This window comes from Streptomyces venetus (assembly GCF_039540295.1).
GTDB classification, from domain to species: Bacteria; Actinomycetota; Actinomycetes; order Streptomycetales; family Streptomycetaceae; genus Streptomyces; species Streptomyces venetus.
On the sequence record NZ_BAABET010000006.1, the window covers coordinates 509,652 to 530,379 of the forward strand.

The 20,728-nt window shown below is 72.2% G+C and carries 15 protein-coding genes; 2 read left to right on the forward strand and 13 right to left on the reverse strand.

Annotated elements, in window-relative coordinates; genetic code table 11:
• Positions 1-22: 22 nt before the first annotated feature.
• Together ABEA82_RS22310 and ABEA82_RS22315 are read left to right on the forward strand one after the other, a co-directional pair.
• Positions 23-1,507, forward strand: a complete 1,485-nt coding sequence (locus ABEA82_RS22310) for an NUDIX domain-containing protein (protein ID WP_345663347.1) — start codon at positions 23-25, stop codon at positions 1,505-1,507.
• Positions 1,504-2,772, forward strand: a complete 1,269-nt coding sequence (locus ABEA82_RS22315; RefSeq protein ID WP_345663348.1) for a M15 family metallopeptidase — start codon at positions 1,504-1,506, stop codon at positions 2,770-2,772. The genes ABEA82_RS22310 and ABEA82_RS22315 overlap by 4 nt, the downstream gene beginning before the upstream one ends.
• A gap of 111 nt (positions 2,773-2,883) precedes the next feature.
• On the opposite strand, the gene ABEA82_RS22320 is transcribed toward ABEA82_RS22315, so the two are convergent.
• The 13 genes from ABEA82_RS22320 to ABEA82_RS22380 form a co-directional block, all read right to left on the reverse strand.
• A complete protein-coding gene (locus tag ABEA82_RS22320) occupies positions 2,884-4,434 on the reverse strand; it encodes an alpha/beta hydrolase (protein ID WP_345663349.1) in 1,551 nt (516 codons plus the stop codon).
• 236 nt (positions 4,435-4,670) lie between these two features.
• The gene (locus ABEA82_RS22325; RefSeq protein ID WP_345663350.1) at positions 4,671-5,276 is read right to left on the reverse strand and encodes a dihydrofolate reductase family protein; all 606 of its coding nucleotides are present in this window, start codon (positions 5,274-5,276) and stop codon (positions 4,671-4,673) included.
• Between the two features lie 229 nt (positions 5,277-5,505).
• Positions 5,506-6,810, reverse strand: coding sequence for a DUF2087 domain-containing protein (locus tag ABEA82_RS22330; RefSeq protein ID WP_345663351.1), 1,305 nt, complete (start codon positions 6,808-6,810; stop codon positions 5,506-5,508).
• Positions 6,811-6,908: 98 nt separating this feature from the next.
• Positions 6,909-7,613: a hypothetical protein gene (locus ABEA82_RS22335; RefSeq protein ID WP_345663352.1), complete on the reverse strand. Its 705-nt coding sequence runs from the start codon at positions 7,611-7,613 to the stop codon at positions 6,909-6,911.
• Positions 7,610-8,929: an MFS transporter gene (locus ABEA82_RS22340; protein ID WP_345663353.1), complete on the reverse strand. Its 1,320-nt coding sequence runs from the start codon at positions 8,927-8,929 to the stop codon at positions 7,610-7,612. Before ABEA82_RS22340 ends, ABEA82_RS22335 begins: the two co-directional genes overlap by 4 nt.
• A complete protein-coding gene (locus ABEA82_RS22345) occupies positions 8,926-10,200 on the reverse strand; it encodes a hypothetical protein (RefSeq protein ID WP_345663354.1) in 1,275 nt (424 codons plus the stop codon). The genes ABEA82_RS22340 and ABEA82_RS22345 overlap by 4 nt, the downstream gene beginning before the upstream one ends.
• Positions 10,201-10,263: 63 nt before the next feature.
• Positions 10,264-12,129 (reverse strand): B12-binding domain-containing radical SAM protein, encoded by a 1,866-nt coding sequence (locus tag ABEA82_RS22350; protein ID WP_345663355.1) that lies wholly within the window; start codon positions 12,127-12,129, stop codon positions 10,264-10,266.
• 588 nt (positions 12,130-12,717) lie between these two features.
• A complete protein-coding gene (locus ABEA82_RS22355; RefSeq protein ID WP_345663356.1) occupies positions 12,718-12,867 on the reverse strand; it encodes a hypothetical protein in 150 nt (49 codons plus the stop codon).
• Positions 12,868-13,144: 277 nt separating this feature from the next.
• Positions 13,145-15,163 carry an SWIM zinc finger family protein gene (locus tag ABEA82_RS22360; protein WP_345663357.1) on the reverse strand — a complete coding sequence of 673 codons (2,019 nt, stop codon included), beginning with the start codon at positions 15,161-15,163 and terminating at the stop codon, positions 13,145-13,147.
• Positions 15,160-18,021 carry an SNF2-related protein gene (locus ABEA82_RS22365; RefSeq protein WP_345663358.1) on the reverse strand — a complete coding sequence of 954 codons (2,862 nt, stop codon included), beginning with the start codon at positions 18,019-18,021 and terminating at the stop codon, positions 15,160-15,162. Before ABEA82_RS22365 ends, ABEA82_RS22360 begins: the two co-directional genes overlap by 4 nt.
• Before the next feature lie 83 nt (positions 18,022-18,104).
• The gene (locus ABEA82_RS22370; protein WP_345663359.1) at positions 18,105-18,686 is read right to left on the reverse strand and encodes a sugar kinase; all 582 of its coding nucleotides are present in this window, start codon (positions 18,684-18,686) and stop codon (positions 18,105-18,107) included.
• Positions 18,683-19,831 carry an ROK family glucokinase gene (locus tag ABEA82_RS22375; RefSeq protein ID WP_345663360.1) on the reverse strand — a complete coding sequence of 383 codons (1,149 nt, stop codon included), beginning with the start codon at positions 19,829-19,831 and terminating at the stop codon, positions 18,683-18,685. The genes ABEA82_RS22370 and ABEA82_RS22375 overlap by 4 nt, the downstream gene beginning before the upstream one ends.
• A 108-nt stretch (positions 19,832-19,939) precedes the next feature.
• Positions 19,940-20,677 (reverse strand): GntR family transcriptional regulator, encoded by a 738-nt coding sequence (locus ABEA82_RS22380; RefSeq protein WP_345663485.1) that lies wholly within the window; start codon positions 20,675-20,677, stop codon positions 19,940-19,942.
• Positions 20,678-20,728: the final 51 nt, after the last annotated feature.

Below are 20,728 nucleotides of genomic sequence, written 5' to 3' on the forward strand. Positions count from 1 at the left end.
CACGCGCCTCTGAGGTAGCCCCATGCCGTTGTCGCACGATCACATCCGCACCACCGTCGAGACCTACCTCGCTCGCCACCCTCACGAGCGCACGCAGCTCGGCGGCCTCCTGGACGCCCTCGACCGTCCCACCGACATCGCCAGCCGCTTCACCTTCACCGGACACGTCACCTGCGGCGCGATCGTCCTCGACCCACTCAGCCGCGTCCTGCACGTGCTGCACCTGGCGAGCGGGAAGGTCCTCGCCCCCGGCGGACACACCGAGCCCGCCGACGAGTCCCTGGCAGCAGCGGCGCTGCGGGAGCTGCACGAGGAGACCGGCATCACGCCGCAGGCCGTGGCACTGTGGCCCGGCTACGAGACTGTGCCGTTCGACATCGACATCCACGACATCGAGGCCCACCCGGGCAAAGGGGAACCCGGCCACCAGCACTTCGACCTCCGGTTCCTCTTCAGCCTGCGCACCGCGGCCGAGGCGCCGGTGGTGCTGCGGGAAGAAGAGGTCGGCGGCATCGAGTGGCGGCCCGTGGACAGGGTGACCTGCCCCTCCCTGCGCGCGAAGCTGCTCAGGCTCACGCCGGAGACCGAACCGCAGACCGCCAACGCCTCCGCCCTGATCTACAACGACCGCGGCGAGTACCTGCTCCACCTGCGCGACTACTTCCCCGGCCGGATCTGGGAACCGGGCATGTGGTCCCTGCTGGGCGGCGGCCGAGAGCCCCGGGACGCCACCCTGGAACACACCGTGCGGCGCGAACTGACCGAGGAAGCCGGCCTCGACCTCGCCGACCTGACCCCGTTCGGCACCGAGTACGCCTCCGACGACACCGGCGCGACCGTGCCCATCGGCATCTACGCCGGCCGCTGGAACGGTGATCCCCGCGACCTCCGTCTGACGGAAGGGGTGATGCTGGCCTGGTTCACCCCCGACGACCTCCACCGCCTGCGCATCGCGCCCACCACCAGCGACCTCGTACGGCGCCACGCCGCCAGCCGCCCGGCCGGCACCGCGCCGCAGAGCGGCCTCGCATCGCACGGGGCGTGCCGCCAAGCTTCGCCACACGGCACGGTCCTCAACGTCATCGGCGTCCACCTTTACCTGGAGCGCCCCGACGGAACGGTGCTGCTCGGGCTGCGCCACCCCAACTCCGCCTTCGCGCCGTCCACCTGGCACGTCCTGGCCGGCCACTGCGAGCAGGAGAACGCCATCACCTGCCTGATCAGGGAGGCACGGGAGGAAGCCGGCCTGCGCATCGAGCGCCAGGACGTCGAACTCGTCCACGTCATCCACCACATCGACAAGGCCGGGGACCGGCCCCGCCTGGGCCTGTTCTTCCGCGCTCGCACCTGGAGCGGCGAACCGGAACTGCGCGAGCCGGACAAGTGCACCCAGTGGAAATTCTGGGACCCCGCCGCCCTCCCCGACGACATCGTTGCCTACACCCGGGTGGCCATCGAAAAGATTCAGAACGGGGAGCTGTACAGCGAGACGGGCTGGCCCGCATGACCGGCGCGCCGAGCGGCGCACACCGTCGTCTGTCCACTGCGACTGCGGTCGGCCGTGAGAACACCCGTCTGGTGGTGATCCGCGGCAACTCGGCGTCAGGCAAGTCGAGCGTGGCCCAGGGCCTGCGAGATCACTACGGCCGCGGTATCGCGATCGTGGGCCAGGACGTGATCCGCCGGAACGTGCTCAGGGAACACGACACCGCGCGCGGTGCCAACATCGCCCTGCTGGGCAGGATCGCACGCGAAGCACTGAACGCCGGCTTTCACGTGGTGCTCGAAGGGATCCTGTACGCCGACCGCTACAGCCATATGATCACGTCTCTGGTACGGGACCACCGCGGCGTCTCCCACTGCTACTACCTGGACGTGCCGCTGGAAACGACGTTCGTCCGACACGCGTCGAAGGCGGATGCCGCGTACCTGGCGCAAGTCACCGACGACCACCTCGCCTCCTGGTACCGCGAACGGGATCTGCTGCCCGGCAGTCTGGAGACCGTGATCCCGGCCGCCAGCACGCTGCCGGACACCATCGCGCGAATCCTGCGCGAAACCGACCTGGCCTCTGCCTCCCCCGTCCCGCCACCGCAGTGCAAGCCGTCACAGGGAGACTCGATGGACCCTCTGGTGTTGATGTCCGATCCGCGGGTCGCCGCGATCCCGGTGCGCGAGTGCGGGGAGCCGCTCGTCGACGTGCGTGACCACAGTTTCCGCGTCGATCCCCGCAAGCAAGATCCGCTGGGCGCTTTCGCCCACGTCCGCGAGGGCGTCCTCGCCCGCTTGGAGCACGCCCGCTCGCTCCTGCCCGCCGGCACCGACCTCCTGTTCATCGAGGGCTACCGGCCGCTGGCCCTCCAGCAGCGCTACTTCACCGAATACCGGGACGAGCTGGCCGCCGCTCACCCCGGCTGGACAGGTGAGCAACTGCACCAGGCCGCGAGCCGGTACGTGTCACCACCGGAGATCGCGCCCCACTCCGCGGGCGCTGCCGTGGACGTGACCCTCGCCGACCAGGACGGCCACGAACTCGACCTCGGCACCCGCGTCAATGCCTCCCCCGAGGAGAGCGACGGGGCCTGCTTCACTCACGCCCCGAACCTCAGCGATCGCGCGCGCCACCACCGCACGCTGCTGCTCAACGCCATGGAGAACGCAGGTTTTACCAACTACGGGACGGAGTTCTGGCACTTCTCGGTAGCCGACCGGTACGACGCGCTGATGCGGCAGGAGCCGCACGCGCGGTACGGACCGATCCAACTGCCCTAGCGCGCCGACAGCCTCGTCCATTTCCTCGCCACCCACGCTGATCCGAAAACACAGGAGCGTGGCCGCCGGCACCCGGCCCGGTTGCGATCCCAGGACGGCAACGGACGGGCCTCAGGACATGCTGCCCCGGCACACCGTCCCCGGGGCCGGGGTGCGGCCCGTGCGGAGGTATTGGTTGACCGTCTCCGTGACGCAGCGGTTCTGCGGGTATGTGCCGTGGCCCTCCTCCTCGGCCGTCAGGAGCACGCCGACACCGTCGCCCAGGGCGCGGGCCATGTGGCGGGCGCCGGAGTATGGGGTAGTCGGGTCGCCGGTGCCGCCGACCACCAGGACGGGGGCCGCGCCGTCGGCGTTCACCTGAGGGGTGGCGCGCTCGCCGTCGAACGGCCAGTTGTAACAGAGGTAGACGCGGGTGGACCAGGCCGCGCCGAAGACGGGTGAGGCGGCTTTGATGCGGGCCTCGTCCCGGTCGAGGCGTTCGAAGCCGGGGCGCAGGCTGGAGTCCGCGCAGGTGATCGCGGTCAGGGCGGCGCGGCTGCTGTCGCGCGGGGTCTCCGCGCGGTCGGCGGAGCCGATGTCGTCCCCCTTGCTCAGCAGACGGCCGTCGTTGTGGTCGATCAGCGCGGTGAGGGCCTTGGCGAGCGGCGACCAGCCGTCTGTGCCGAGGTCGAGATGCTCGCTGACGGCGTACGCGAGGTCGTCGGCGTCGAGGTTCCTTCCGCCGCCGGCCGGCGCGGGCTTCTTCTCCAGGCGCTCGGACAGGCGCGCCATGCGTCGCGCGGCCTCCTCGGGTCCGTCGCCGGTCGGGCAGTGGCGGATACGGGCCGCGCAGTGCGCAGCGAACCGGTCGAACGCCGCCTGGACCGCCTTGACCTGCGACACCTGCTTCTCGTCGAGGTCCTCGGTCGGATCGACGGACGCTTCGAGGACGAGCCGTCCGACGTGCGACGGGTACAGGTGGGCGTAGACCGCGCCGAGCGCCGTTCCGTACGAGACGCCGAAGTAGTGCAGCCGCTCGTCGCCGAGGAGGTAGCGCATCAGGTCGAGGTCGCGCGCGGTGTGCGAGGTGCCGATGTACGGGAGGAGCGCCCCGGAGTGCTTGGCGCAGGCGTCGGCCCCGTCGTAGCCGGTGTCGTCCGCGGTCTTCCCGCAGCGCACGGGGACGGTCGCGCCGACGCCGCGCGGGTCGAAGGAGACCAGGTCGTAGCGGTCGAGGAGCGGCTGGTACTGGCTGAGGAGTTCGGGCAGTCCGCTCACGCCGGACACGCCGGGGCCGCCGAAGTTGAGGACGAGCGAGCCGATGCGCCGGGCGTTCGGGCCGGTGGCCTTGCGGCGGATCAGGGCGACGTCGATCGTCCTGCCGTCCGGTTTGCGGTAGTCGAGGGGGGCCTTCATGGTGGCGCAGTCGTAGCCCGTGCGCGCGGTGGGCGGCGAGGTGCAGCGGGACCAGCGGAGGTGCTGGCCGGTGGTGAGCGCGGTGGGCAGACCGGCGGGTGGGTTGTCCGCGGTGAACTCCGTACGCGGTTCCGCACTCCGGCCGGGAGCGTCGTGCTGGAGCCAGGCGCCGATGGCCCCGATCGCGGCGAGGACGACCCCGGCGATGATGATCGCACCGGCCGAGAGGCCCGGTCTGCGGCTTCGTAACGGACGTGCGTCACTCATCGAAATCCCCGTGCTCCCGCCCCTGGACGCCCAGGCCTCGTGCCCGTATGCCCGTATGCCCGTACCCGTGATCGTCCGATCTTTCGATCGTCGAATGAGTGCAGGGTACTAGCCGCCTTCGACAGCTCGGCTCCAGGGACCGGGCGTCCTGACGTTGGCCGTTGGCCCCCGGATTCGGTCTTGCTGCGCGCCCGCCGCCGGCCTGGCGGCCGTCCGGACCGGCGGACGGGGCGATGTCATGCAGGGGCGCCGAGCGGCGGGTGCTCGAGCACGCGGGGCTTGTACTCGACCAGCTGGGTGCGGCCGTCGAAAGTACGGTGCCCGAGCATCTCGAGGGCAACGTCCGGATAGCCGTCGTAGATGCGTTCATCGCCCGTGGCCCCGGTGATCACCGGGAACATCACGACCCGGAAGCGGTCGACGAGTCCGGCACGTAGCAGGGACCGGCACAGGCTGAGGCTGCCGATCGTGCTGAGGAGCCCCGAGCCGTTCGACTTCATGGCGCGGACCGCCTCGATGGCGTCGTCGCGGACGAGCGTGGAGTTGGCCCACGTCAGTGGCTCCTCGAGTGAGGAGGAGAACACCACCTTGGACGCTCGCGTGAGCTCGTCGACGGCCGCCTCTTCCTCGGGCCTGAACTCGTCTTGGCCCTTCGGGACCTCACCTGCGGCGAAGCCCGACATCAGGCGGTAGGTGTTCGCTCCCATCAGGTAGGTGGCCTCGGGCTGCTCGCCGAGCCATGCGAGGTACTCCGGTCCCTCGAGGCCCCAGAACCCGGGCCATCCCTCTCCCGATGCGTAGCCGTCGAGGGTGGTGATGAAGTCGACAAGAAGCTCCGACATGACGGTGTCCTTTCCTGGGTGTCACGAGTTTGGACCGGCCGGGAGCCACAAACTCATCGGCCGCGCTGTGGAGGACGGGAAAACCCATGACTGCTCCTCCGACGACCAAGACACGCCGTCACCTGCCTCGGAGACGTCGCCGACATGCTCGAATCCCGGTTGGGGGCGTCAGATGAAGATCAGCGGGACGCCCGGCACATCGGGTCCCGGAGGGGACACCATCCTCGGCTCAACTGGGCGGCCGCCAGTACTGGCCCGCAGCCCGCATGAGCAGATGCTCCTCCACCAGGTACCGGCGCAGCGCGGCCACATCCGGATGGATTTCGCGCAGGACGTCGTTGACTTCGGCTTCCGGGTAACGCCGCTGTGGTTCGAAGAGCGGTACCAGCCCCTCCAGGAACACTCTGCGCTTGCTCTGCTTCGAGGGGATGGAGGCCGGTGGCCGTGGTCGCGCGCGGCGGGGGGCCGCCTGCCTCCAGACGTCGTCGACGGCGGACCAGAGCTTTTCGTCGCGCGCGAGGAGTCCCGCCTGTTCCAGCGCGGCGAGGGACTTCGCACAGCGCGCGGGCGCCATCCCCAGACGCTCCGCGATCCCCTGGGTGGTGTCGGCTTGGAGGACGACGGCGCTGTAGACGGTACGCCGGGTGTCGTCAGCCAGTGCGGCGAGGATCCCGCCCGCGGCGTCTGTCGTATTGTCCGCGGCCCGCGCGGGAGCGGAGGCCAGCCGGGGAGCAGTGGCGGAGTCGGTCTCGCCGAGGGCCCGGAGTTCCTCGTGGAACGGAACGCCCCGGTCACGTTCCTCCCTGCCGTGTTTGCGCAACAGCAGCAGGCCCGTCTGACGGTGCTTGTGGGGTTCCCTCAGCGCGAGCACGTCGAAGTCAGCGGCCGGCACGGCGGCCTGGCGGCGCAGCTCCTGCAACAGCGGGGTGGGGACGACCCGGGACGCGACCCGGCCGCGGCCCTGCCCGGAGTCCGTTTCGACCGTCGTGGCCAGGTACGGCTCGTGCAGCACGACTGTGCCACCAGGCGCCACGCGAGGCCACAGCGAGGTGAGGAACCCGGCGTCGTCGGCCTGTGTGCCCGCGTCGAGCCAGACCAGGTCCAACGGGCCCCAGGCGTCCAGCTCGTGGTCCGCCAGGTCGAAGAAGTCCCGCTCGATGAAGGTGAGCATGCCGTCGAGGCCGAGCGAACAGGCTGCCTCCCGCACCTGGTGCGCGGATGTGCCGGGTACGGAGAAGTCGTCGACGACGAGGAGCCTCGGCGCGTAGTCGTCGACTGCGGAGCGTGGGTGCAGGACCGATGCCCGTTCGTCCGCCGTGATCTCTCCGCGGACGATCCGCCGGTCCTCGTCGGCCTCCGTCAGCGCGTCGCGCAGCCCGAGGAGCAGGTGCAGTGTCGAGGAACCGGCCCCCACTTCGACCACGGTACGCGGACGCAGCATCCTGGCCAGCACGCGCAGTGCGGGGCCGGCGTTCTCGGTTCCCATGCCGGGACGTGCGAGAGTGCTGAGCACCTCGCCGGCCGGATCGTGCATGGATCGCCCTCTCATTTCGGCTGTTCTCTCTTCGGCTGTGCTTCGTCGGCTGTGCTCTCGTCGGCTGTGTTCTCGTCAGCCGTCATGCTGTCGGTGCATCAGGTACGGACGGACCGGAGCATGCCGGCGGACAGCAACCGGTCCGCCACGTCGTGCAGTTTCGCGGGAAGCCGGTCGACGGGGATTCCGTCCCCGTGCCCCGCCCACCGCCACAACTGCAGAGCGGCCGTGCCGACCTTGAGGAAGTTGCCCGTCGCGGTGTGGGCGAGGACGTGCGCACCGGATTCCCGCTCCACCGCCCGCACCCACGCTTCCTGGACCAGCGCCCGCGCACCCTCCGGTTCCTGCCGGGCCGCGTGCACGGTGTCGCCGCTCACCAGGCCGCAGCGCATCATGCCCACCACGTGGTGGTCGGCGACTTCCTCCGCCTCCCCCCACGCCTGGCGGACGTCGGCCACCGAAGCGCCGTGCAGCAGGAGATCGCCGACCGGCTCGGGTACCTCGGCGAAGGCCGGCGGGTCCTTACGGAACAGCACCGCTACGGGCCCTTCGCCGTCCAGGAACGGGACGGGCGTCTTCTGGAGCCGCACCCCGGACGGCAGGCGGAGCCCGGTCTCGGGAGGCAGCCGGCGGGGCCACGTGGCACGGTCGACCGTCCGGGGGCCCGGCGGTGGGGTCAGTCTGACCACGGTGTCGTCCTGCTGCTCCGACCAGGCGAGTTCCCAGGCGAGGGGCAGCGGGGCCCCTGTCTGGGCGCAGAACCGGGGGATGACCGGATCGAGCTCGATGCGTCGGCTGCTCACGGCGTGCCGCCCTCCGGCACCTGCCCGGCGGCCACCGACGCGCCCTCGGCCGGCGCCGGAGAAGGGGCCACCGCACGGATACGGAACCATCCGATCGAGCCGGCCAGGAAGGCGACCCCGCCTCCGGTGAGGATGCCCCAACGAGCCCAGTCGGCAGGAGCGAGTCCCGCGAGGGCGAAGCCGACGGCCACCGAGGTCTGCAACGTGGCCCCGTACGCGGCGCCGACACGGCCCCGCACGTCCGGCGGGCAGTCGGCCATGACATGGGTGCGGAGCGCCACGTTCTGCACGGCGTTGGCCATGCCACCGCACAGGAAGGCGGCCAGCATCAGCGGTACCACCGGGTAGGCGCCGGTCACCAGATAGCTGAGACCGATGATCGCCGCGGCTCCGACGGCGACGACGGCGGTGGGCTGACGGCTGAGCCCGCCCCGCAGAGTGAAGGGCCCCAGTACCAGACCCACGCTCCAGGTGGCCAGCAGCACGCCGTAGGCAGCGGTGCCCCCCGGGATGTCGTCCGCGAAGAAGGGCAGCAGCACATTGACGACCGAGGTCGCCGCGACGGTGACCACGATCGTGGCGAGCGTGGCACGACGCTGTGCCCCCGCCCAGAGGAGGGCCAGCCCGACCCGCAGGCCTCCCTCGGTCTTCCCGGCGGGCTCCGTGCCCTCGGTGACCGCTTCGGCCGTCTCCGCGGCTGGGGCCTCGGCCCGGCCGGCCGCCCCCGCGCGTTCCCGGGCGGCCATGACCAGCCAGCGGCTGATCACCGGCACGGCCAGCAGGGCGAAGGCGAAGGTACCCGCGTCCACCGCCAGTGCCAGACCGGTACCGCCGTGTGCCGTCAGCAGGCCGACCAGCAGCGGGCCGATGATGTAGCCCGCGTTCCTCACCGACTCCATGAGGCTGTTCACCCGGAGCTGGACGTCCGCGGCGGGGAACAGCCGCGGCACCAGTGCCATCACGCAGGTCTGGGCAACCGCTCCCCAGGCACCCAGCAGCAGCATCGTGGCGATCAGCAGCACCGCGCCGTCCGCGACCGCGGCGGCGGCCGCCGCGACGAGGCACTCCAGGGCCAGGGTGACGCCCAGGACCGCGTCCGCGCGGAAACGGTCGACGATCCGTCCGATGGGGCCGCCCAGGGCGATGCCGGGAACCAGGCCGGCGAGCATCTGGGCCGACACCACCGAGGTCAGCCCTGTACGGTCGGCGCCTCGCAGGGCCAGCGCCACCATGGCGACCTCGTCACCCACCGTACTGACCAGCAGGGCGGCGATCACCAGGAGTGTCGCCGCCCTGCCCTGACGCGCATGTGTCACCGGAGGGACTCCATCTGCTGTGCGGGAGCGGGCACGGCCGCTTCGACGTCGATGGCCCGCCAGGTCCACAGCCGCAACAGCACGGCGTGGAGGAGGGGGACGGCCGCGCTGTCCGCCCGGCGCTCCCAGTCCGCGAGGTCGATCGTGTCTCCCGCGATCAGGGCGGTCACCGCTGCCTCGACCTGCGGATGGTCGGCGACTTTCAGGGTGTGCCCCTGCGTGGCGACGGCGCGGCGACCGTCGGTGAGCTGCCGCTGCCGCAGCACGGTGTCCTCGTGTGTCCGGACTCGGGCGTCGCGTGCGATGGCGACGGGCGATCCGGCCGGCCGGCCCACGCCCAGTCCGCCGGACGTCACCGAACGCATGTGGTGCTCCCACACGGCGTCCTCGACCTCGCCACCGGACAGGTCCGCCAGTGCCGTGAGTGTGGCCGCCGCCGCGGCCGGAATGCCGTCCGGGGCGTGCGCGCCGGTAGCGGCCTCGTCGGCGGGGGTCCGGGCGAGCAGGCCTGCGACCGCGTCGATGACGAGAGCGGCCGGATCGCTCCGGGTGAAGAAGGCGATGTTGACGTTGACGGCCACGGCGTCGGGGGACTCGCCCACATGCAGTTGCTCGGAGGGGAAGTACGTCAGCGCGCCGGGCACACCGACCAGCACCTCGGCAAGATCACGAGCCGAGGCGTAGTCGGAGGTGTGCTGCGGGACCTGCCCGGCGTACGCCGGCGGCCAGGTGAGGAGGAGCTTGCGCCCGCGCAAGGTGAAGCCGAAGTTCCCCGCGTGGTCGACGTGCACGCCGACGTTGGTGGAGGTGTACCGGCCGATGAACGTGTCGATGTCCACCCGGCCGGCGACCCGTGTGCCCGTGTACCGGTAGACGTCGTCGGAGAGTCGCTTGGCCCGGTCCCACAGCGGCGCGTGGACCGCGTGCAGGCCGGACACGGCGACGCTCCATTCGTGGTCCCGCATGCGTTCGTCGACCCGGGCGGTGTAGTCGTCCAGCGAACGGTCCTCGGGCAGCGGGAGGAAGGGCCGGGTGTCGATCGGCTGTGTCCGGCCGTCCACCGTCACCACGACGCGGGGCAGTCCGGACCCCTTGGGACGGTTGGCTTTGTCGGCGGCGAGAACCAGGGCTCGCAGCAGTTCGTCGTCGCCGATGTCCAGTTGCACGGGAGCGGCGGGAAGGGAGAGCGGCTGCTTCTCCCAGTGACGGGAGGCGAACTCCCTCCAGAAGCCGTCCGTTTCGGCGCCTGCGAGAGTGGCCGGGTGAGGCACGGGGGAACTCCTGTACTCGGGCCGCGAGGTGCGGCAGGTCGACGGTGGACTCGGGTCGGCCCGTCAGGGAACGCGCTGCGCCACAGCGGTCGGGCGGGGCAGCCCGAGAAGCTCCGGGTCGAGAGCAGCCGCGGCGATCACATGATGCCTGATCAGATCGCGTAGCAGGGCGTGCAGTTGCTCTTCCCGCAGCCGTGATCGGGTGGCCAGTTCCGAAGCCGTCGTACCGCCGGCCGCGAGCAACCACAGGAGTCGGCCCGCCGCGGAGACCCTGACTCGGTTCCCCGTCTCGGGAGAGGTGAGCAGGCAGCTGCCGTCGGCTCGGCTGTCCGTCACCTCGTGAAGGTGAGCGGCGTACCAGAGGTGGCGCCGCACACCGGGGGCCCCGGCCGGTTCCAGCGTGACGGCACCATGGGCGACGAGCCGCAGCAGCGTGGTCGCGGCCGATCCGGGGGAGGCGGAGTTCTCCCACAGGTCGGCCACGGCGTGGAACCGCCCGTCGAGCAACGGGTGCCACTCCTGCGGTACCGACAGCAGGGCGTCACTCGACGGTACGTGCAGCAGGCGGCCCCGCCCGGTGACCGACGTCCGGGACCGCACACCGTCCGCGAGCCGCACCATTGTCTCGGGGTCCACATCGTGGCACGGGGCGGCGGGCGCGGTCACCCGCCGGGCCGGCAGCTCCGCCTCGGCCATCGCCCACAGGAACGACCACTCCTCGGCATCCCCGATCCAGGTCCCCTGGTGGAACGCTGCTCCCGCGCCCGCACCCGGCCCGGAGGAGGTGAGCCGGACGACTTCCTCCTGGGTGAGTCCCTCGGCGACCGTGTAGTCGACGTCGAACGCCAGGTCCTCCCCCTCGCCGGGTGGCAGCAACTCGACGCCGAACAGATCGGGACGCTCGCCGACCGGCGAGAGCACGTCGAGGATGAAGGGCCCGTTGGCGGCCGTCGAGTACGGCACGCCGAACTCCTCCGTGGAGCGGTGCAGCGTCTGCGCGGCGAACTCCTGGGTCCGCAGGGCCTCTTCCTCCGTCTCGCCCGGGAACCCGGTCATGCAGAAGAGGTGGACGGGCACCTTGTTCCCCAGGAGGGACTGGAGCGACGGCTCGATGTCGGCGACTTTGGTGCCCTTGCGCATCAGGTCCAGGACGCGCTGGTTGTACGACTCGAGGCCGAGGTCGAGACGCCGGCACCCGGAGTCTCGCAGTGCCTTCGCCAGTTCCGCGTCGAGACCCTTGCTGAACCGGGTCTCCCCGTACCAGAAGAGACTGTGCCCTCCGTCGATCAGATGCCGTGACACCCCGCGCAACGACGTGAGCGTCATGATCTCGTCGACGAACATGAAGGTGTCGCTGCCGTGCTTGGCCGCGAGAGCGGTCATGTCGTGGACGACCTGCTCGGCGCGCCGGATGCGGAATTTGTTGCTGGCGAACGGGATCGAGCAGAAGGCGCAGTCCCAGGCGCAGCTCCGTGAGGCTTGAAGCGGCAGGACGGGCCCGGGCGCGAAGTACGCGTCGAGCGGCAGACCGTCGAAGTCCGGTGTGGGCAGATCGCTGACGTCGACCATGGCTGCGGGGGTACGCAGCAGCCCGCCGCGGCCGTCGCGCTCCAGCAGCCCCGGCACGGCCCTGTCATCGGCACCGGTGACCCGGTCGCACAGCGCGGGCAGCGCGTCCTCGCCTTCGTAGGACACGAAGGAGTCCACGTACTCGAAGAAGGGATGTTCTTCCTTCCAGCGGCTCACCATGCGTGTCGTGAGGTTGCCGCCCATGACCACGTGCACGTCGGGCCGCCGGCGTTTCACGTGGCGGGCCGTGGTGAGAGCCGCGATCAGCTGTGTGTCGGCGGACACCGAGATACCGACCACCGCCAGGTCACTGTTTTCGAGATCGGGGATCGGGCGACGCTCCAGTGCCCATCCGTACACGTTGCGGTCCGCCGACCTGGCTGCTTCCAGGACGGATTCGGAGCGCCGGTGGGAGAAACATGAGAAGTTCCCCCGAAGGTCGAAGTTCAGTCCGGGAAAAGAGGCGGAAACGCAAGCGAGACCATTACGGACGACCGTAGCCGCATCCGCAAAGGAGAGCGGGTCCGTGAGAACGTCACGGGACTTGAGTACGGCTCTGGCACCGTCGATGCGCGAAACCGTGTCACCGAAAACGGCGAGGATCTCCTCCTGCGCTCGACGCTCCTCGGAGGCCATATCGCCCATACGACCCTCAGCAAGCGGAAGTAATGCTTCCAGCCCTTCGGCCGAAAGCAGCCAGTCCGTCTGTTCGATGCTCAGGTCGAGGGATGAAACGTGCCAGCCGTGCCGGCGCATGACCGCGGCCAGCAGGGGGACCGCGAGGTGCGGCGCGTAGACGTTCCAAGTGGGCGGATTGATGAGGAGTATCCGGGGCTTCCGCATGTGAACTCTCGCCAAGGTTCGATGCTGGGTGGGGAGTCGGGTGTGGCCGTCAACGCGCGGACGGGACGTGCTTCAGCCGGTCAGACCGAAGCAAACCCCTGTGGCTCAGTTGTTGCCGGACTCCTGGAGGAGGGCGTATTTGCTGTTGAGACGGTTCGGGGCGACGGCCTCGACGGAGAGCGCCTCGTCCGCCTCGGCGAGAGAGAGAAGGGAGTCGATGTCGAAGTCCTGCGCGGTCTCGTGGTTGACGTTCATGCGGATCTCCTGTCCCTGATGAATGGTGCCCTGCGAGGTGGTTCACACGGCCGCCACCCGACTCATGGCCATCCAGCGCGGAAGCAAAAGTATCTGCGTGGTTGAACGCTCACAAGATGCCCTTCCCCAGCTGGGCAATAGCTTTTCAGCCATTCCACTTCAGGCGGCTACGGATTTCGGGCATGACCGCAACCAGGAAATAGCCGGATATACAAGCCGACCGGCGCGGACGGCCGCGGCACGGGCCGGCATTGCCCAGCCGGCTGTGTGAGGGACCTCAGAGGTCGCCCGGTATGCCGAGGCCCGTCAGCGCGCCGACCGGGTCCAGGTCCGGGGTGCCGCGCGGCCACCAGTCGTCGCGGCCCGGCTCGGACTCGTAGGCGTACCAGAGGTGGTCGCGGCCGAGGCGGAGCTGGACATGGCCGTGGGGGTGGGTGAGGTGGTTGCGCCAGGGGCGGAAGGCGGGCAGGTCGGCGGCGAGGAGCAGCGGACGGGCGCGGTCGAACCGGCCGGCCGGCGGGTCCCACGGTTCCTCCAGTACGGCGAGGCCCTCCGGCCCGCCCTGCCGCCAGGCGGCGACCGCGCGGGCCAGGTCGGACGTGGTACGGCCGGCCGCGGCGGCGAGGGAGGAGTAGAGCGCCCGGGTGCCTGCGGTGAGCCCCGAACCGGGGCGGGCCGCGGCGAGGCGGACCGCGTCCTCCCAGAGGGTGAGCTGCCCGACCGGATCGCGGCCGGTGGTGAGCAGGGCGTGAGCGCGGGCGGCGGCGTCGGTGGCCAGCTGGTCCAGCGCGAAGGGGTCGGGGCCGCCGGGGGCCGCCGGGTAGGCCGGGGGCTGTTCCGGGTGCGGGGGTGGGGGCAACGGCGCGGGGAGGGGCGGGAGGGCGCGCGCCGCCAGGGCGTCGGCGGCCCGCACGCCGGGGAGGGGCGCCGGCTCCTTGTCCTGGGCGGCGCGCGCCGCCCGGGTGGCGCTCAGCCGGGAGAGCGCGTCGAGCAGCTCCCGCTCGCTCCGGCCACGCAGCAGGAGCAGCACGAAGGGGTCGGCGTCGAGCAGCCGCGCGGTCTGGTAGCAGAGGGCGGCGGCGTGCTTGCAGGGGTGGCCCCGGTCCGGGCAGCTGCACCGCGGGTCCAGGTCCCCCGGCCCCGGCAGCAGGGGTACGCCGCAGTCCGCGAGGGACTGCGGCAGCTCCTTGTCGAGCAGGGCCGCGATGTGCCCGGGCCGGTCGGCGGCGGTGTCCAGGAACCGCTCCCAGTCGGACGGGTCCAGCGTGCGCAGCCGTACCTGCACGCGGTACGGGCGCGGACGGCTGCCCCGCACGTACGCCAGGACCCGTCCGGGTGTCACGGTGATGGCGTCGACGTGCCCCTGCCCCGCGTACCCGCGTCCGCGCTCCAGCCGCCCGGAATCCAGCGCGCCCTGTTCCAGGGCGGCCACCCAGGCGTTTCCCCACCAGCTCTCGGCGAAGTCCTCGCCCTCCCGGGGCGGGAAGGGCGGGAAGGTACGCCGGAGTTCGCTGTCGCGGTCGGGGGCGGCCATGGAGCGCGGGGACCTGGGAGCTCCTGGAGTCTCGGGGGTTCGGGGGATCTCGGGCGTGGCCGGGGTGGGGCGGGAGCGGGTGGGGGCGGGAGTCTCCGGGGGCTCCGCCGTCGGCATCCGGAACATGTCGGCCGTCAGCTGCGCTACGTCCTGTGCTCCACCCCTGGTGTCGGGTTCGCCCGCCCGCCGGGCGGCCGCCGCCCTCTCGTCCACAGCTCGCTGCCGGGCGCCCCTGCGCCGTCGCCGGGCGCCTTCGCTCTCGGTCTCCTCCCTCGCCCGCCGCGCGTCGTCCCGGGACGCGCGAAGGGCCTCACGCGCGATGTCCGCGGCGCGTGACCCGGACCGGGCGCCCTCACGAGGGGCCGCGGCGCTCCCCTGCGGATCACCGGGGCCGTCCGGCTCCACCCGCCCGGCGGCCGGGGCGTCCTCCGGCTCGTCGGCGGGCGCGGCGGCCTCGCTGACCCGCTGTCCGCCGGACGCGTCGGGCTCCGCCGTGCCCGCCTCGTCCTCGTCCGCTGCCTCAACCGTGACCGCGTCGCCCGCCGGGTCCTCGTCACCGCGGCCGGTCCCCCGGTGCTCGGACACCGATCTCCGCAGTGCCTCGCGGGCCACGTCGCCCGGCCGGCGGGTCTCCTGGTCGGTGGCTGCCCGTGGCGGGGAGGGTGCCGGGCGGTCCGTCGGCGACGCGTCCGGCTCCTGGGCCGCCCGCTCGCGGGCCTCCCGCAGCGCCCGGCGGGCCTCGTCGGCGGGCCGGGGCGTCATGACGACCTCCGCAGGGACACCAGGTCGGACAGCTCGCGGTCCGTCAGTTCCGTGAGGGCCGACTCCCCGGAGCCGAGGATCGCGTCGGCCAGGGCCCGCTTGGACTCCAGCATCTCGGCGATGCGGTCCTCGACCGTGCCCTCGGTGATGAGGCGGTGGACCTGGACGGGCTGGGTCTGGCCGATGCGGTAGGCACGGTCGGTGGCCTGTTCCTCGACGGCCGGGTTCCACCAGCGGTCGAAGTGGACGACGTGGCCCGCGCGGGTGAGGTTGAGGCCGGTGCCGGCCGCCTTGAGGGAGAGGACCAGCACGGGGGTCGCGCCGGCCTGGAAGCGGTCCACCATGCGCTCGCGCTCCGGCACCGGCGTGCCGCCGTGGAGGAGGTCGACCGGGACCGCCCGGGTCGCCAGGTGGGAGGTGATGAGACGCGCCATCCCCACGTACTGGGTGAAGACGAGGGCGGAGCCGTCCTCGGCGAGCAGTGTGTCCAGCAGCTCGTCCAGCAGGGCGAGTTTTCCCGACCGCGCCGCCAGCCGGTCACCGGACCGCGCGTGCTCCTCCTTCAGGAACAGCGCCGGGTGGTCGCAGATCTGCTTCAGCGAGGTCAGCAGCTTCAGCACCATGCCCCGGCGGGCGATGCCCTCGGCGGTCTCGATGGCGAGCATCGACTCGCGGACCACCGCCTCGTACAGCGCGGCCTGTTCGCGGGTGAGCGGCACGGGACGGTCGGTCTCCGTCTTGGGCGGCAGCTCGGGCACGATGCCCGGGTCGGACTTCCTGCGGCGCAGCAGGAACGGGCGGACCAGGCGGGCCAGCCGCTCCACCGCCTCCTCGTCCTCGCCGTTCTCCACCGCGCGGGCGTGCCGGGCGCGGAAGGACTTCAGCGGGCCGAGGAGACCCGGGGTGGTCCAGTCGAGCAGCGCCCACAGCTCCGACAGGTTGTTCTCGACGGGCGTGCCGGTCAGGGCGACGCGCGCGGGGGTCGGGATGGTGCGCAGGGCCTTCGCCGTGGCCGAGTAGGGGTTCTTGACGTGCTGCGCCTCGTCGGCCACGACCATGCCCCACGGCTGCCCGGCCAGGGTGGGTGCCGCCGAGCGCATCGTGCCGTAGGTGGTGAGGACGAAACCGCCGTCCAGGTCGTCCAGGCTGCGGTCCGGGCCGTGGAAGCGGCGGACGGGCACGCCGGGCGCGAACCGGGTGATCTCCCGCTGCCAGTTGCCCAGCAGCGAGGCCGGGCACACCACCAGGGTCGGCTCGCGGCGGGCCCGCTTCAGGTGCAGGGCGATGACGGTGACGGTCTTGCCGAGGCCCATGTCGTCGGCGAGGCAGCCGCCGAGGCCGAGGGAGGTCATCAGGTCGAGCCAGGCCAGGCCCCGGAGCTGGTAGTCGCGCAGGGTGGCGTGCAGGCCGGGCGGCGGCTCGGCCGGGCGTACCCCCGCGGTCAGGCGGTCGCGCAGGGTCGCGAGCGCACCGGCCGGTACGGCCTCGACCGTGTCGCCGTCCACGTCGGCGGTGCCGGTGAGGGCGACGGACAGCGCGTCGACCGGGTCAAGCAGGCCCAGGTCGCGTTTGCGGGCCTTGCGGACGAGGGCCGGGTCGACCAGCACCCACCGGTCGCGCAGCCGGACGACCGGGCGGTGGGACTCGGCGAGGGCGTCCATCTCGCTCTCGGTGAGCTGCTCGCCGCCGAGCGCCAGCTGCCAGCGGAACTGGAGCAGGTCCTCGCTCTCGAAGAAGCCCGTGCCGTCGGTCGCCGAGCCGGGGGCCGGCCGGACCACCGCCGTGGCGGACAGGTCCTGGGCGAGGTCCCTCGGCCAGTGCACGGCGACCCCGGCCGCGGCGAGCCGGGTGGCCGCGACGCCGAGCAGGTCGCTCAGCTCCTCCTCGGTCAGGGCGAGCACATCGGGCACGTCCTGGTCGGAGAGGCGGTCGAGCGGGGGCCAGACCCGGGCCGCGCGGCGGACGGCGAGGGCGGCGTCCACCCGCGCGCGGGGCCCGAAGGCGTGGTCGGCCCCGCCCGCCCACAGCGCCGCGGCGTCGGCGACGAGGGTGGGGTCGGCGAGGCTGTGCACCTGGACGACCGCGGCGCCCGCGCTGCGCACACCGCCGTCGGAGGCGGCGTCGAACAGGTCGTACGCCGAGAGGTCCAGGCGGAGCGAGATCCGCACGCCGGCGTCCATGCCGGCGGCCACCTCGGCGGCCCAGTCGTGGGCGGCGGGCAGTCGCTGGGCCTCGCGGGCCGCGAAGGGCTTGCCGGTGCTGTGGGGCGCGGCCGGGGTGCGGGGCAGGGTGTCGGCGACCGCGTCCAGGAAGGCGCGCACCAGGGCTTCCGGTTCGGGCAGCCGGATCGGGCCCGGTCCGGACAGCGGGACGGCGTGCCCCTCGTACGGCAGGGCGGCGGCGACCGCGCGCAGGTGGGCGATGTCGTCCGGGTCGAGGGGGCCGGCGCGCCAGGCGTCGTGTCCCGTGGCGGTCAGGCCGGGCAGGAGGCGGCCGCGCGCGGTCAGCCGCAGGGCGTGCAGGGCGGCCGCGCCCCAGCAGGCGGTGGCGGGGTGGGCCGCCGGGTCGTGCCGGGCGCGCACCAGGAGCGGCAGGGCCTCGTCCAGCGGGAGGGAGAGCGCCGGGGTGGTCCGCCGCCGGGCTCCGCTGCCGTGCCGTCGTACCACCGTCAGCTCGGTGGCCCCGGCCGGTTCGCCGGCCTCGGCGGGCAGGGGCTCGCCGTCCGGGTCCCAGAAGGCGATGCGCCCCTCGCGCGGCAGGGGGGCGGGCAGGAAGACGGCCGGGAGCCTGACCGGGACCGCCGGCCCGCTCGCCGCCGGGGCCCCCGCCCGCCCGGCCACCACAGCCGTGTCGCCCATACGTCCTGCCACCTCCCGCCCGCTTTCCGGATCAGTTGTCTCCGACTCTACGGGCGGGGTCTGACAATCGGCTCCGAGCGAGGTCAGGGCACCGTCCGGGACACCACGTACACCCACGGATACGCCGGGTTCGAGAGGTCCACGACCACGTCGTGCGTGGGTGCCGGGTTCTTCTGCCGGTGGACGAAGCCGGACCACTCGCCGTTCTCGGCGAACTTCCAGCCGGTGATCCTCCGGTCGCGGGCGCCGATGGTGACGTGGCCCTTCTCCAGGTCGTCCCGGGTCATCCCCAGGCCCGTCAGATAGGCGTCGAGACCTGCCGAGTTGGTCTCGAACTGGGTGTACAGGCGGCTGGTCTTCCAGTTGTTGGTCTCGTAGTAGGCCACGTGCCAGGCCGGGTGCGGTACGGGCACCTGGTAGATCCGGCGCTGGAGCTTGGACGGCCAGCCCGCGGTCAGGCCGGTCGCCGAGTACTTGGCCTCCTTGTCCTTGCCGCTGTCCCGGCTCTGGTTCGCGGAGATCACCAGGTAGCCGGCCGGGACGCCGATGAGCAGCACGATGATCAGCAGGGTCAGCGCCCGGCGGCGGATCATGTGGCGGCGGTCCTCGGCCGGCCGCTCCTCGCCGTCCGGCCAGGACCCCTGGTGCGGCAGGGAGGCGGTCACAGCGTCTCCTGGGTACTGCGGCGGGACTGGGCGTACCGCTCGTAGCGCTCGTACCGCTCCACCCGGCGGCGCTTGGCGCGCCGGAAGCGGCGGGCGACCAGCCGGGCCAGGTCGGCGGCGCCGACCATGCCGGCCTCGGGGCCGAGCTGGGCCCGGGTGATACGGGCCTCGGGGCGGTAGCCGCGGCCCGTCAGATGCCTGCGGAAGGCGTCCCTGGCGGGGCCGATCAGCAGGTCGTCGGCGGCCGAGACACCGCCGCCGATCACGAAGCAGGAGGGGTCGAGGGCGGCCGCGAGGTTGGCGATGCCGACGCCGAGCCACTGGCCGATGTCCTGGAGCAGCTCGATGCACATGGCGTCGCCCTCGCGGGCCAGCTCGGTGATCATCGGGCCGGTGATGTCGGAGACGTTGCCCTTGACGTGCTCGATGATCCCGTACGCCACCGGCGAGTCGGCCGCGGCCAGCTCGCGCGCCTCGCGGACCAGGGCGTTCCCGGAGCTGTACTGCTCCCAGCAGCCGCGGTTGCCGCACGGGCAGCGGTGGCCGCCGGGCACGACCTGCATGTGGCCGAACTCGCCGGCGACGCCGTACTTGCCGCGTTTGACCTGGCCGTCCTCCAGGATGGCGCCGCCGATGCCGGTGCCCAGGGTGATCATGACGAGGTGGTCCTCGCCACGGCCCGCGCCGAAGCGCCACTCCGCCCAGGCGGCGGTGTTGGCGTCGTTGTCCACGAGGACCGGTACGGAGAGCCGGCCCGAGAGCCGGTCGCGGAGCGGTTCGTTGCGCCAGGACAGGTGGGGGGCGAACAGCACACGGTTGCGGTCGGCGTCGACCCAGCCGGCCGCGCCGATGCCCACCGCGTGCACGTCGTGCCGGTCGGACAGGTCCAGGACCAGCTCCGCGATCGTGTCCTCGACGACCTTCGGGCTCTTGGACTTGTCCGGGGTCTCCGTGCGGACCTTCTCCAGGATGTTGCCGTCGGCGTCGACGACGCCCGCCATGACCTTCGTACCGCCGATGTCGATGCCGACCGTCGGCACGCGGGGCGCCGTCAGGAGTGAGCGGCGCTCCCGGGTGCCGACCGTGCGGAGCGCGGTGGCTCGGCGGGAGCCGATGGGGGCGGTGAAGTCGCGGTAGGTGCTCATCGCCGCCGATTCTGCCTCACCGGGCGGCAGGGTGCGGAGCAGAGGGGTGGTGCGGATCATTGCCGGCTGCGGGCAGGTGGGGGCTTGTCGCGCAGTTCCCCGCGCCCCTTAAGTGCGCACCAGCAACTGGAACTCGAAGGAGTAGCGCGTCGGGCGGTAGGTGTGTGTGCCGTACTCGACCGCGCGGCCCGTGTCGTCGAACGTGACGCGTTGCATGGTCAGCAGCGGCGCCCCGGCCTCCTCCGCGAGGCGTTCCGCCTCCTCCTGCGTCGCCGCTCGGGCGCCGATCGACTGGCGGGCGCTGTGCAGGGTGATGCCCGCCGCCCGCATCAGGCGGTAGAGGCCGGTCGTCTCCAGCTGGTCCGTGTCGAGGTCGATGAGGCCGGGGGGCAGGAAGTTGCAGAGGTGGGCCATGGGCTCGCCGTGGGCGAGGCGGAGGCGTTCCACGCGGTGGACGTCACTGTCCTCGGCGACGCCGAGCGCGGCGGCGACCTCGGCGGACGCGGGGACGACCGTGTTGACCAGGACCTTGGTGGCCGGGCGCTGGCCCGCCGCCTCCAGGTCGTCGTAGAGGCTGCTGAGCTCCAGCGGGCGCTTGACCTGGCTGTGCACGACCTGCGTGCCCACCCCACGGCGGCGCACCAGGAGACCCTTGTCGACGAGCGACTGGATGGCCTGGCGGACGGTCGGCCGGGACAGGCCGAGCCGGGCGGCGAGTTCGATCTCGTTGCCCAGCAGGCTGCCGGGGGTCAGCGTGCCGTGCTCGATCGCGGCCTCCAGCTGCTGGGACAGCTGGAAGTACAACGGCACGGGAGAGCTGCGGTCCACGCTCAGCTCGAGCTGCACGGTCGGGTCCACTTCTGGTTTCGGCACGGGCCGAGCGTAGCTCCGTGCGTT

Excerpts from the sequence above, each read along its gene's own strand:
- ABEA82_RS22310 (WP_345663347.1), top strand. The coding sequence starts at position 23 with ATGCCGTTGTCGCACGATCACATCCGCACCACCGTCGAGACCTACCTC.
- ABEA82_RS22315 (WP_345663348.1), top strand. The coding sequence starts at position 1,504 with ATGACCGGCGCGCCGAGCGGCGCACACCGTCGTCTGTCCACTGCGACT.
- ABEA82_RS22320 (WP_345663349.1), bottom strand. The coding sequence starts at position 4,434 with ATGAGTGACGCACGTCCGTTACGAAGCCGCAGACCGGGCCTCTCGGCC.
- ABEA82_RS22325 (WP_345663350.1), bottom strand. The coding sequence starts at position 5,276 with ATGTCGGAGCTTCTTGTCGACTTCATCACCACCCTCGACGGCTACGCA.
- ABEA82_RS22330 (WP_345663351.1), bottom strand. The coding sequence starts at position 6,810 with ATGCACGATCCGGCCGGCGAGGTGCTCAGCACTCTCGCACGTCCCGGC.
- ABEA82_RS22355 (WP_345663356.1), bottom strand. The coding sequence starts at position 12,867 with ATGAACGTCAACCACGAGACCGCGCAGGACTTCGACATCGACTCCCTT.
- ABEA82_RS22360 (WP_345663357.1), bottom strand. The coding sequence starts at position 15,163 with ATGACGCCCCGGCCCGCCGACGAGGCCCGCCGGGCGCTGCGGGAGGCC.
- ABEA82_RS22365 (WP_345663358.1), bottom strand. The coding sequence starts at position 18,021 with ATGGGCGACACGGCTGTGGTGGCCGGGCGGGCGGGGGCCCCGGCGGCG.
- ABEA82_RS22375 (WP_345663360.1), bottom strand. The coding sequence starts at position 19,831 with ATGAGCACCTACCGCGACTTCACCGCCCCCATCGGCTCCCGCCGAGCC.